This window comes from Sphingobium xenophagum (assembly GCF_031457465.1).
Taxonomy (GTDB): Bacteria; Pseudomonadota; Alphaproteobacteria; order Sphingomonadales; family Sphingomonadaceae; genus Sphingobium; species Sphingobium xenophagum_A.
This window is the reverse complement of the sequence record NZ_JAVDWV010000002.1, coordinates 161,101-172,889: the sequence shown is the minus strand read 5'-3', so window position 1 is coordinate 172,889 and position 11,789 is coordinate 161,101. Positions and strand designations below refer to the sequence as shown.

Here is an 11,789-nt window from a genome sequence, read left to right as displayed (position 1 = left end):
GCATCGGGATTCGCGATCGCGGTTCCGTGGGCAGGAAATCTGTGCCCCATGGAAAAGGGGCCGCTAGTCGCCGTGTCGGACGCAATTCTCTATTCAGGCAACGCAATCAGCGTCGCGGACGGCAAAGGCCGGTTCGTGCTGCCTCTGGAGATGCGCAAGCAGGTCAAGCAGGCCAGCGGCGGCGAGAACCGGCTGTGCCTGTCGATCCACATGGCCAATGGCTGCGCCACCGGTTTTGGTCTGTCGTACAAGCAGTTCCTGTATGATGAAGTCGCCGAGCTGGAACGGCTGGCGCGCGAGGCGAACCGCCCCTTCAACGGCGATCTGGAGCGTGAAAATCGCCTGAGCATGATCGAAGACGTGAATTTCGACGATGGTGGCCGCTTCTTCCTGCACCCCGATATCAAGGAAGAAGTCGGTATCAGCGATGCGGTCGTCTTTCTGGGCGTTGGCCTCTATTTCCAGCTCTGGGACCCCAAGGCGCTGGTCGCCAGCCCCGATCGCCCGGCGGTCATCCGCAACAAGGCCAAGCGCTGGCTCGACGCGCGCGCGGCAGAGGGCGGCAAGTGACCGAGACCGTTCCGCATATCCCCGTGTTGCTTGATGAAGTGTTGGACGCCTTGGCTATCGCGCCGGGCGAAACCCATGTCGACGGCACCTTCGGCGCGGGTGGCTATTCGCGCGCCATGGCGGGCAAGGGCGCGCGCGTCATCGCCTTCGATCGCGACCCCGATGCGATCCGCGAAGGCCAGGCCGTCGCGGCGGCGAGCGACATCCTGCTGATCGCGGGCGAGTTTTCGCGGATGCGCGAATTGCTCGCCGAACAGGGCATCGAGTCGGTGTCGGGCCTGACGCTCGATATCGGCGTATCGTCGATGCAGCTCGACCGCGCCGATCGCGGCTTTTCCTTTCAGGCCGACGGTCCGCTCGACATGACGATGAGCCAGGCGGGCATGAACGCCGCCGATTTCCTGAACGAAGCGGCCGAAGAAGAAATTGCCGACGTCATCTATCGCTATGGCGACGAGCCGCGGTCGCGCCGGGTCGCCCGCGCGATCGTGATGGCGCGCCCGCTGGAGCGGACGGGGCAGCTTGCCAGCGTCGTGCGCCGCGCGCTGGGCCACAAGCCGCATGACAAGAAAGACCCTGCCACCCGTACCTTCCAGGCGATCCGCATCCATGTGAATCGCGAACTTGAGGAGCTGGAACGCGGGCTGGAAGCGGCCGAGGCGCTGTTGGAGGAAGGCGGTCGCCTGGCGATCGTCACCTTCCACAGCCTGGAGGACCGCATCGTCAAACAATTCCTGCGCAATCGCAGCGGGGGCGAGGGGGGCGGATCACGCCATATGCCCGAAAAGCAGGCGAGCGCCGCGCCGACCTTCGCCAAACCAGCCAAGGCGGTGCGGGCGAGCGAAGCGGAACTGGCGCGCAACCCCCGCGCCCGATCCGCCACGCTACGCAGCGCCATTCGCACCGCCGCCCCCGTTTCTTCGTCTTCCTCCGCCCGGAGTGCCCGTCCATGATCGCCGTCAAGAGGTTGCAGAGCCTGATCTGGGTGATCCTGGTCGCGCTGGGCGCGCTGGGGGCCTATATGGTGTCGCTCAAGGTCGCGACCGAGCGCAACGAATTGATGCGGGTGCGCGCGCAGATCGCGCGGACGCAGGGCGACATTCGCTATCTGGAAACGGAATTCAGCGCGCGCGCCTCGATGCGGCAGTTGGAAAGCTGGAACCAGCATGACTTTCTCTACGCGACGCCGACTGCCGGACAATATCTGGCGGGTGAGCGGGCGCTGGCGCAACTGGACGGCGTGCAGCCCAACGGCCCCGACTATGTCGCGCCGCCGGTGATGGTGGCGATGGTGGAGACCCCCGCCGACCTGCCGTCCGCCCCACAGGCCGCGCCCGCCAGCCCCGCCGCGACCCAGATCCGCAGCGACATCGCCGTCATTCGCGAAGCCCATGCTGCGGACAATGTCGAGAAGCTGGCCAAGGCCGCGCCGCCGCGCACGCCTGCGGTGCAGGCCAAGGTCGATGCCGATGTGTCGAAGCCCAACCCGGTCGCGCGCAAGGCGGAACGGATGGCGATGCTCGACGCCAAGCTGCTGGATGACAGTACGTTAGGCGATTTGAGCGCCAAGGCAGCGCGCGAACGCAGGAAGGAGGCACGCTGATGGCCACGATCATCGTTCAGCCCGGCCATGCCCGTGTCGGGCGGCAGCGAGTCAGCCTGACCGCGGTTGCACATTATCGGCTGATGTTGCTGTTGATCCTGTTCATGCTCATTACCATGGTGGTGATCGGTCGTCTCTTCTGGGTGGGTATCTTCACGCAGAGCGGTCGGGGCGATGATGCGCTGTCCCCATTCTTGCCGGCGCGTGCGGACATTGTCGATCGCAATGGCGTCCCGCTGGCGCGGACGATGGATGCCTATTCGGTGGCGGTGCGTCCGTCGCGGCTGATCGGTGAACCGGCCGAACTGGCGCGCAAGCTGCACGACATCTTTCCTGATGAGGATCAGGCGGTCTTCTACAAGAAATTGACCGGCAAGGGCTGGGCCTATCTGCGCCGCCGCGCGTTGCCCGAACAGGTGGCGGCGGTGAATGCGCTGGGCGAAATCGGCATCGAATTTCCGCGCGAAAAGGAACGGCTCTATCCGCAGCGCACGCTGGGCGCGCATGTGCTGGGCTTTGCGCCCAATAGCGAAGGCGTGGGCGGCATGGGCGTCGAGTCCGCCTTCAACGATCGGCTGACCGACGCGACGCTGCGCGGCAAGCCCTTCGCCGTCTCGATCGACAGCCGGGTGCAGGGGGCGCTGGAAAGCGAGCTTTACGCGCAGATGGTGGCGCAGCGCGCCCGCGGCGCGGGTGGCATCATTTTGGACGTCAATACCGGCGAAGTCATCGCCATGGCGTCCATCCCGGTCTTTGATCCCAACAAGCTGCAACATTATGAGGGCAAAAGTTGCAGCCAGTCGCCATTGTGCAACCAGATCGTGCAGGCGCGTTACGAACTGGGGTCGACCTTCAAGCCGCTGTCGATCGCGGCTGCCATGGATAACGGCGTCGTGACCTCCATGAGCAAGCGCTATGACGCGACCGCGCCTATTCCTATCGGCGGGTTCCGCATCAAGGACGACCATGCGATGGGGCGGTGGATCAACGTGCCTGAAACGTTGGTACACAGTTCCAATATCGCGACCGCGCGTATTGCCGACGAACTGGGGGCGGCCCCGTTGCAGGACTTGTTCCGCGCCCTGCATTTCGACCAGCGCGCGCCGATCGAGCTGAAGGAGCGGGCGGGAACGTTGTGGCCGGCCAATTGGGGTCGGATCACGACGATGACGGTGTCCTACGGCCATGGCATCGCGGTGACGCCGCTGCATCTCGCCAGCGCCTATGCCGCGCTCGTCAATGGTGGTCTCTGGCGGCCTGCAACCTTGCAAAAGCTGGATGCGGATGATGTGCCGCAGGGTCGTCGCGTCTTTTCCGCCGCGACGAGCGCGCGGATGCGCCAGCTGTTGCGGATGATCGTGTCGGAGGGTACAGGACGCAGCGCCGACGCCAAGGGTTTCCGGGTGGGTGGCAAGACGGGCTCCGCCGAGAAGCCCGAAGAAGGTCGCTATAACAAGAGTTCGCTGGTGACGACGTTCGCTGCTGCCTTTCCGATGGATAATCCACGCTATGTCGTTCTGGCGATGATGGACGAGCCGAAGGGCAATGCGGAGACGTTCGGTTTGCGCACCGCCGCCTGGACCGCGTCGCCCGTGGTCAAGCGCGTGGTGGAGCGGGTGGGGCCGATGCTGGGCGTGATGCCTGACGAGCGGCGCGACGTGGATATTTCGGACCTGATGCCGCTGCTGTGGAAACCCAAGGGGGAGAAACCATGACGCGGCTGGGAACTTTGCTCGACGGTCTGGATGCCGAAGTCGCGCCAGACGCCGACCGCGACCGGAATGTTACGGGTTTCGCGATCGACAATCGCAAGGTTGCTCCCGGTACGGTGTTCGGCGCGTTTCAGGGGCTGCGCGTCAATGGCGAGGATTATATTGCCGATGCGGTGAAGGCGGGTGCGATCGCCGTGGTTGCCCGGCCCCAAGCGGTGGTCGAGGGTGCGATCCATATTGCGCACGCCAATCCGCGCCGCCTGTTCGCGCAACTCGCCGCCCGTTATTTCGCGCCTTTCCCCGATGTGACCGTGGCGGTGACCGGCACCAACGGCAAGACATCGACGGTGGAACTGGCGCGGCAATTGTGGCGGATGATGGGGCATCATGCCGCCTCCATTGGCACGCTGGGCGTCACCACCTCGGTCGATCAGGTTTCCACCGGCCTGACCACGCCGGACATCGTCACTTTCCTGGCCAATATGTCGGGCCTGCGCCGCGAGGGCGTCAGCCATGCCGCGTTCGAGGCGTCGAGCCATGGGCTGGACCAATATCGCACCGAAGGATTGCCAGTCGTCGCGGGGGCCTTCACCAACCTGTCGCGCGACCATCTCGACTATCATGGCGACATGGACCGCTATTTCGACGCCAAGATGCGGCTGTTCGATGAAGTCGTCGCGGCCGATGGTGCGGCGGTGGTGTGGGCCGATGACGCCTGGTCGGACAAGGTGATTGCGCGGGTCGCGGCGCGCGGGTTGAAGCTGCTGTCGGTCGGCGAGAAGGGGGAGGCGCTGCGCCTCGTCTCGCGCACGCCGACGCAGCTGGGGCAATTGCTGGCGATCGAGGTCGGGGGCAAGCGTTACACCGTCAACCTGCCGCTGATCGGCGCTTATCAGGCGGCTAATGCGCTGACCGCAGCGGGCTTGGTCATCGCCACCGGCGGCGATGTGGCCAGGGTGCTGGAACTGTTGGGCCGGGTGCAACCCGTGCGCGGCCGTCTGGAACGGGCGGTCATCAGCCGGACGGGCGCGCCGGTCTATGTCGATTATGCCCATACGCCCGATGGCCTGAAAGCCGCGATCGAGGCCTTGCGTCCCCATACCAAGGGGCGGCTGATCGCGCTGTTCGGCGCGGGCGGGGACCGTGACGCAGGCAAGCGGCCGTTGATGGGACAGGTCGCCGCGGAACTGGCCGATCATGTGATCGTGACCGACGATAATCCGCGTTCCGAAGAGCCTTCCGCGATCCGCGCTGCCGTGATGGCGGGTGCGCGTGCAGCGCAGGAAATTGGCGGGCGTCGCGCCGCCATTGCCGCCGCGATTGCGCAGGCGGGCAAGGACGACATCGTGCTGCTGGCGGGCAAGGGGCATGAGCAGGGCCAGATCATCGGCGACCGGGTGCTGCCCTTTGACGACGTGACCGTCGCGCGGGAGTGCGCGGAGTGAGCGGCGCGCTATGCTCCCCTTCCGTTCGCCCTGAGCCTGTCGAAGGGCTCGACCGACCGACAGGGAGGTCACTTCGCTGCGCTCAGTGGAGGGCTTCGACTTCGCTCAGCCCGAACGGGTGGGCGGAAGGGTGATGACCAGCCTCTGGACCTCCGCAGATATCGCTCAGGCAACGGGCGGCGCCGCGTCGGCGCCGTTTGCCGTTTCGGGTGTGGCGTTTGACAGCCGCGAAGTGACGGGTGGCGACCTGTTCGTCGCGATGAAGGGCGAGGCGACCGACGGGCATAAGTTTCTCGACAAGGCCTTTGCCCAGGGCGCGGCCGGGGCGATCGTCAGCGAGCCGGTGGATCATCCCCATATCCTGGTTTCCGACAGCGCCGCGGCGCTTGAAGCGCTGGGCCGCGCGTCGCGCAAGCGCATGGGCGGCAAAGTGATCGGCGTCACTGGATCGGTCGGCAAGACCGGGACCAAGGAAGCGCTGTTCCAGGCGCTGGACCGCGCCCATCCGGGCGAGGTTCACCGTTCGGTCAAAAGCTACAACAATCATGTCGGCGTGCCGCTCAGCCTGTCGCGGATGGCGCGCGAGTCGGCGTTCGGCGTGTTCGAAATGGGCATGAACCATGCGGGCGAGCTGGCCGCGCTGACCCGGCAGGTGCGACCCCATGTCGCGATCGTCACTGCCATCGCACCCGCCCATATCGAATTTTTCGGCACCGAGGCGGCGATTGCCGAGGCCAAGGCCGAGATTTTCGAGGGGCTGGAGCCGGGCGGCACCGCGATCATCCCCTATGACAGCCCGCATGTGGCGTTGCTCTACAACAAGGCGGAGCGCCATGCCGCGCGCATCCTGACCTTCGGCACCAGTCCGCAGGCCGACATCCATGCGCGCGAAGCGGTGCCCGCGCCGGGTGGCGGCACTCTGGTCACGGCCAAACTTCCCGACGCCGAACTCTGCTTCACGGTCGCCGCGCCGGGCGATCATTGGGTGTCCAATGCGCTGGCGGTGCTGGCGGCGGTCGATGCGGTTGGCGGTGATCTGGCGGCGGTGGGGCTGGCGCTGGCAGAGATGCCGGGCTTGCCGGGCCGGGGCGAGCGGCGGACCGTATCGGTCAGCGGCGGCACGGCGTTGCTGATCGATGAAAGCTATAATGCCAATCCGTTGTCGATGGCGGCGACGATCCGGCAATTGGGGCGCGAGACGGCCGAGCGGCGGCTGGCGGTGCTGGGCGGGATGCGCGAGCTGGGCAGCCGCAGCGCGGAACTCCACTCCGCCATCGCGCCCGTGCTGCGTGATAATGGGATCGATTACGTCATCCTGGTCGGCGCGGAAATGCAGCCGCTTGCCGATGCGCTGGACGGCGTGCTGCCTTTTGCGCATGTCGCTGATACGGCGAGCGCCATCCCCCTCATCCAACATGAACTGCGCGCGGGCGACGCGCTGCTGGTCAAGGGATCGAACGGCATCGGCCTGTCCCGGCTGGTCGCGGCCCTTGCCGACGGAGAACAAGACTGATGCTGTACTGGCTTGCCCAGACGATGGATTTCGAGGGTATTTTCAACCTCATCCGCTATTTGTCCTTTCGCGCGGGCGCGGCGATCTTCACCGCGCTCATCATCGGTCTGGTGATCGGTCCCAAATTCATCGGCTGGCTGCGCGTGCGCCAGGGCAAGGGGCAGCCGATCCGCGATGACGGCCCGCAGACGCATCTGGCCAAGCGGGGCACGCCGACCATGGGCGGCCTGATGATCCTGACGTCCATGATCATATCGGTGCTGCTGTGGATGGACCTGTCCTCCACCTATGTCTGGGCCTGCCTGTTCGTGACGCTGGGTTTCGGCGCGATCGGTTTCCTCGACGATTATGACAAGGTGACCAAGGCCAGCCACAAGGGGCTGTCGGGCAAGATGCGGCTGGCGTTCGAGTTCCTGATCGCGGGCGTCGCCGCGTGGATGATCGTCAACAGCCATGGCAATACCGCGCTCTATGTGCCCTTCTACAATGGTCCGGCGATCGAGCTTGGGCCATTCTATTTCTGCTTTGCCGCCTTCGTCATCGTGGCGTTCGGCAATGCGGTGAACCTGACCGATGGCCTTGATGGTCTGGCGACGATGCCGGTGATCATTGCGAGCCTCGCTTTCATGCTGATCGTCTATCTGGTCGGGCGCGCGGATTTCGCAGAATATCTGGGCATCCCGCATGTGCCGGGCGCTGGTAACCTGACGATACTGTGCGGTGCGATCATTGGCGCGGGTCTTGCCTTCCTGTGGTTCAACGCGCCGCCTGCGGCCGTGTTCATGGGCGATACGGGGTCGTTGGCGCTGGGCGGGACGATCGGCGTGATTGCGGTGACGGCGCATCATGAGATCGTGCTGGGCATCATCGGCGGCCTGTTCGTCGTGGAGGCGCTGTCGGTCATCATCCAGGTGTTCTTCTACAAGCGCACCGGCAAGCGCGTGTTCAAGATGGCGCCGATCCATCATCATTTCGAGCAATTGGGCTGGGCCGAACCGACAGTGGTGATCCGCTTCTGGATCATCGCCTTCGTGCTGGCGCTCGCCGGTCTTGCGACGTTGAAGCTGCGATGATCGTTTCGGAGGTCTTTGCAGGCAAAACCTATGCCGTGTTGGGGCTGGCGCGGTCCGGCCTTGCCACGGTTGAAACGCTGCTGGCCAGCGGCGCGCGGGTCGTGGCCTGGGATAGCCAGGAAACGGCGCGGGCGCAGGTCGAAGGCCGCGCTGAACTGGGCGATCCGATGGAGATCGACCTGACCGGTTTCGACGGAATCGTCGTGTCGCCGGGCGTGCCGCTCAATCGCCATCCGATCGCCATGCGCGCGAAGATCGCCGGCGTGCCGATAATCGGCGACATCGAATTGTTCGCGCTCGCCCGGCCGACGCTGCCGCCGCACAAGGTCGTCGGCATCACCGGCACCAACGGCAAGTCGACCACGACCGCGCTGATCCATCATATCATCGAGCAGGCGGGTTATCCCACGACCATGGGCGGCAATATCGGCCTGCCAGTGTTGGGCCAACCGCCGCTGGAGCCGAACCTGCAGGGCGTGGGCGTCTATGTGCTGGAACTGTCGAGCTATCAGATCGACCTGACCTATAGTCTGGACTGCGATGTGGCGGTGCTGCTGAACATCACGCCCGATCATCTCGACCGCTATAACGGGTTCGAGGGTTATGTGGCGAGCAAGGCGCGGTTGTTCGCGATGCAGTCGGCGGGCCATGTCGCGGTGATTGCGACTGAGGATGAGTCTAGCCGGGCGATCGCCGAGAAATTGTGCTCCTGCGAAAGCAGGAGCCTAGGGCGTGACGTCGTGCCATCCGACCCTGGGCTCCTGCTTTCGCAGGAACACGGCGTTGTGACGGTCGCATCGTCCACCATCGACCCCGATACCCAATTGGGCTGGCCCGCTTTGCAAGGCCCGCACAACGCGCAGAATGCGGCCGTTGCGATCGCCGTTGCCAAGGCGCTGGACATTGACGACGCGACGCTCGCCAACGCTTTGGTCAGCTATGCCTCGCTTCCCCACCGGATGCAGGCGGTGGCGACCCGTAATGGCGTCCTCTACGTCAACGATAGCAAGGCGACCAACGCCGCTTCGACCGCGCCGGCACTCGCCGCCTGGCCCGCAAAGGACGGCCGCCCCCGCATCCACTGGATATTGGGCGGCGTCGCCAAGTCCGACAATCTGGATGAATGCGCGCCCCATTTTGGCAATGTCGCCCATGCCTATACGATCGGCGAAGCGGGGCATATGTTCGCCGACCTGCTGCGCGGCTCTATGGCGGTGGACGATAGCGAGATGCTAAGCGCCGCCGTCCGCCGCGCCGCGCGCATCGCGCAGCCCGGCGACGTGGTGCTGCTCTCGCCCGCCTGTGCCAGTTTCGACCAGTTTCGCGATTTCGAGGCGCGCGGCGAAGCGTTCGCCGCCGCCGTCGCGGCGCTCGACTAGACGGCATCGGGGGGCAGGGCATGAACAGGGAAGGGACGACACGGATGTCTAGAGCTGGCGACCTGGTGAAAGGGTTTCGCACCCGCACCGTGCCGCGCGAACGCACGGCGCTCGCCATCTGGTTCTGGGAGATCGACCGCGTCCTCCTGTCGCTGATCGTCGCGCTGATGGCGATCGGGCTGGTGGCGGTTGCCGCTGCCTCTCCGGTGGCCGCGATTGATCGGTCGACCGCGCAGATCGCGGTCAATCCGCTCGTCTATTTCTATCGCCAGCTCTTCTTCGTGCTGCTGGGCCTGCCGATCATGCTGGTCATTTCCATGCTGCCCCGGCCGCAGGCGCGGCGGCTGGCAACCTTCATGGCTATGTTCTTCTTCGTGATGCTGCTGGCAGTGCCGCTGCTGGGCAGTACGGTGAACGGGGCGAAGCGCTGGATCGACTTGCCGGGCTTCCGCTTTCAGCCTTCGGAGTTTCTCAAGCCCGCTTATGTCGTAACGTTGGCCTGGCTATTGTCGCTGCGCGGCAAGGACCAGACCCTGCCTGTCATTCCGCTGACCGGCGTGACCACGGCGCTGATCGCGCTGGTCCTGATGCGCCAGCCCGATTTCGGCCAGACGGTGATCTTCTGCGCCTGCTGGGGCGTGTTGCTGCTGCTGTCGGGTGTGTCGATGCGGGCGATCGGCGCGCTGATCGGCGCAGGCCTCGCGGGCTTGGTGGCGGCCTATATGTTCTATGAAAATGGGCGCCAGCGCTTCAACGACTTTCTCGGCATCGGCGTGGACAAGAGCGTAGGGCCGGACCAGACCGACCTTGCTTTCCGCACGATCACCCATGGCGGCTTTACCGGCGTCGGACCGGGCGGGGGCCAGCATAAGTTCCGCCTGCCCGAAGCGCATACCGACTATATCTTCTCGGTGATCGGCGAAGAGTTCGGGCTGCTCGCCTGCATCGCCATTGCCTGCGTCTATCTCGCCATCATCGTGCGGGTGTTGTTGCGCCTGCTGGACGAGGAGGATGTGTTCACCATTTTGGCCGCCGCGGGCCTCACCACCCAGTTCGGATTGCAGGCGATCATCAATATGGGCGTCAATGCGCAGATATTTCCGTCCAAGGGCATGACGCTGCCCTTTATCAGCTATGGCGGCTCCTCTATGCTCGCGCTTTGCATCGGCGTCGGCCTGTTGCTCGCCTTCACGCGACGCAACCCCTTCATGGGTCGGCATACGGTCGTCAAATGGAGTGGTCGATGAGCATTTCCCGTCACTTCGTCCTGGCCGCTGGCGGGACGGGGGGTCATATGATTCCCGCCCATGCGGTGGCCGAAGAGCTGATGGCGCGCGGCCATCATGTCGCTTTGGTCACGGATGAGCGCGGCGCGAAGATTCCCGGTATCTTCGACCGCGCGCAAGTGCATATCATGCCAGCGGGGCGCATGACGAAGAACCCGGCAAGCTGGCCGGGGGCGTTGAAGGCGATCCTCGCGGGGCGCGCCATGTCCCGGCGGTTGAACGAGACGTTTCGGCCCACGGCGATCGTCGGCTTCGGCGGCTATCCCGCCATGCCCGCCTTGCTGGGAGCACTGGCCGACGGTATTCCGACCGCGATCCACGAACAAAATGCGGTGCTGGGCCGGGTCAACCGCCTGCTCGCCGGGCGGGTCGATGCGATCGTGACGGCCTATCCGGGGGTCGAGCGGCTCAAGCCCAAATATGATGCGAAGGTCCATCTGATCGGCAATCCGGTGCGCGAGGAGGTCAAAGCCCTGCGCGACGAGGATTTCCCGGCGCTGACCGACGAAAGCGTGTTCCGGGTGCTGGTGATCGGTGGCAGCCAGGGGGCGTCCATCCTGTCGAGCGTCGTGCCCGAAGGCCTGTCGATGCTGCCGGTCGCGCTGCGTCGGCGGTTGCAGGTGACGCAGCAATGCCGCGCCGAGGATATCGACCGGGTGCGCAAAACCTATGCGGAGATGGAAATCCCCGCCGACCTCGCCACCTATTTCAATGACGTGCCCGAAAAACTGGGCTGGGCGCATCTGGTGATCGCGCGCGCGGGCGCTTCGACGCTGGCGGAATTGACCTGCGCCGGGCGGCCCGCGATCCTGATCCCCTTGCCAAGCGCGATGGACGATCACCAGACCGCCAATGCGCGCGAGATGACCGAGGCGGGCGGCGCGCGCACGATCACGCAGACGCGCTTTACCGCCGTCGAACTGGCCAAGCAGATGCAGAAGATGGCGATGGAGCCTGGCGCATTGCAGAACGCCGCCAAGCGCGCATGGGGCTGCGGCCGGCCGAATGCTGCACGCGATATGGCGGACCTGCTGGAAAGCATTGGCCATGCACCGATCGTCAACGATCCGGTGCGGGTCGGGCCGATGCCGACGACGCTGAATCTCGCGGGGGTCCCGGCGTGAATAATCAGTTCAAAATCCTCCCCGATACGGGGAGGTGGCAGCCCGAAGGGCTGACGGAGGGGGCTATCGTCCGGGTGTGGCGTG

10 protein-coding genes are annotated in these 11,789 nt (G+C 65.2%); all 10 read left to right on the top strand.

Annotation, left to right across the window (positions count from 1 at the left end):
* The first annotated feature begins 72 nt into the window (after nucleotides 1-72).
* The 10 genes from J2W40_RS02450 to murG all read left to right on the top strand — a co-directional run bounded on the left by J2W40_RS02450 (nucleotide 73) and on the right by murG (nucleotide 11,705).
* Nucleotides 73-570 carry a division/cell wall cluster transcriptional repressor MraZ gene (locus J2W40_RS02450; protein ID WP_310221956.1) on the top strand — a complete coding sequence of 166 codons (498 nt, stop codon included), beginning with the start codon at nucleotides 73-75 and terminating at the stop codon, nucleotides 568-570.
* Complete coding sequence (rsmH, locus tag J2W40_RS02445; protein ID WP_310221780.1) at nucleotides 567-1,523, top strand: 16S rRNA (cytosine(1402)-N(4))-methyltransferase RsmH; 957 nt, start codon at nucleotides 567-569, stop codon at nucleotides 1,521-1,523. The genes J2W40_RS02450 and rsmH overlap by 4 nt, the downstream gene beginning before the upstream one ends.
* A complete protein-coding gene (locus tag J2W40_RS02440; RefSeq protein ID WP_310221779.1) occupies nucleotides 1,520-2,173 on the top strand; it encodes a colicin transporter in 654 nt (217 codons plus the stop codon). Before rsmH ends, J2W40_RS02440 begins: the two co-directional genes overlap by 4 nt.
* Nucleotides 2,173-3,888 carry a peptidoglycan D,D-transpeptidase FtsI family protein gene (locus J2W40_RS02435; protein WP_310221778.1) on the top strand — a complete coding sequence of 572 codons (1,716 nt, stop codon included), beginning with the start codon at nucleotides 2,173-2,175 and terminating at the stop codon, nucleotides 3,886-3,888. The genes J2W40_RS02440 and J2W40_RS02435 overlap by 1 nt, the downstream gene beginning before the upstream one ends.
* Nucleotides 3,885-5,330, top strand: a complete 1,446-nt coding sequence (locus J2W40_RS02430) for a UDP-N-acetylmuramoyl-L-alanyl-D-glutamate--2,6-diaminopimelate ligase (protein ID WP_310221777.1) — start codon at nucleotides 3,885-3,887, stop codon at nucleotides 5,328-5,330. Before J2W40_RS02435 ends, J2W40_RS02430 begins: the two co-directional genes overlap by 4 nt.
* Before the next feature lie 133 nt (nucleotides 5,331-5,463).
* Nucleotides 5,464-6,843, top strand: a complete 1,380-nt coding sequence (locus tag J2W40_RS02425) for a UDP-N-acetylmuramoyl-tripeptide--D-alanyl-D-alanine ligase (protein WP_310221776.1) — start codon at nucleotides 5,464-5,466, stop codon at nucleotides 6,841-6,843.
* The gene (gene mraY, locus J2W40_RS02420; RefSeq protein ID WP_310221774.1) at nucleotides 6,843-7,916 is read left to right on the top strand and encodes a phospho-N-acetylmuramoyl-pentapeptide-transferase; all 1,074 of its coding nucleotides are present in this window, start codon (nucleotides 6,843-6,845) and stop codon (nucleotides 7,914-7,916) included. The genes J2W40_RS02425 and mraY overlap by 1 nt, the downstream gene beginning before the upstream one ends.
* Nucleotides 7,913-9,295: a UDP-N-acetylmuramoyl-L-alanine--D-glutamate ligase gene (gene murD / locus J2W40_RS02415; RefSeq protein WP_310221772.1), complete on the top strand. Its 1,383-nt coding sequence runs from the start codon at nucleotides 7,913-7,915 to the stop codon at nucleotides 9,293-9,295. Before mraY ends, murD begins: the two co-directional genes overlap by 4 nt.
* Nucleotides 9,296-9,339: 44 nt before the next feature.
* The gene (locus J2W40_RS02410) at nucleotides 9,340-10,542 is read left to right on the top strand and encodes an FtsW/RodA/SpoVE family cell cycle protein (protein WP_310221769.1); all 1,203 of its coding nucleotides are present in this window, start codon (nucleotides 9,340-9,342) and stop codon (nucleotides 10,540-10,542) included.
* Nucleotides 10,539-11,705: an undecaprenyldiphospho-muramoylpentapeptide beta-N-acetylglucosaminyltransferase gene (gene murG, locus J2W40_RS02405; protein ID WP_310221767.1), complete on the top strand. Its 1,167-nt coding sequence runs from the start codon at nucleotides 10,539-10,541 to the stop codon at nucleotides 11,703-11,705. Before J2W40_RS02410 ends, murG begins: the two co-directional genes overlap by 4 nt.
* The last annotated feature ends 84 nt before the right edge of the window (nucleotides 11,706-11,789 follow it).

What these genes read in the sequence shown, in the direction of transcription:
- J2W40_RS02410 (WP_310221769.1), top strand. Translation starts at nt 9,340, where the DNA reads ATGTCTAGAGCTGGCGACCTGGTGAAAGGGTTTCGCACCCGCACCGTG.
- J2W40_RS02435 (WP_310221778.1), top strand. Translation starts at nt 2,173, where the DNA reads ATGGCCACGATCATCGTTCAGCCCGGCCATGCCCGTGTCGGGCGGCAG.
- J2W40_RS02440 (WP_310221779.1), top strand. Translation starts at nt 1,520, where the DNA reads ATGATCGCCGTCAAGAGGTTGCAGAGCCTGATCTGGGTGATCCTGGTC.
- murG (WP_310221767.1), top strand. Translation starts at nt 10,539, where the DNA reads ATGAGCATTTCCCGTCACTTCGTCCTGGCCGCTGGCGGGACGGGGGGT.
- mraY (WP_310221774.1), top strand. Translation starts at nt 6,843, where the DNA reads ATGCTGTACTGGCTTGCCCAGACGATGGATTTCGAGGGTATTTTCAAC.
- murD (WP_310221772.1), top strand. Translation starts at nt 7,913, where the DNA reads ATGATCGTTTCGGAGGTCTTTGCAGGCAAAACCTATGCCGTGTTGGGG.
- J2W40_RS02430 (WP_310221777.1), top strand. Translation starts at nt 3,885, where the DNA reads ATGACGCGGCTGGGAACTTTGCTCGACGGTCTGGATGCCGAAGTCGCG.
- J2W40_RS02425 (WP_310221776.1), top strand. Translation starts at nt 5,464, where the DNA reads ATGACCAGCCTCTGGACCTCCGCAGATATCGCTCAGGCAACGGGCGGC.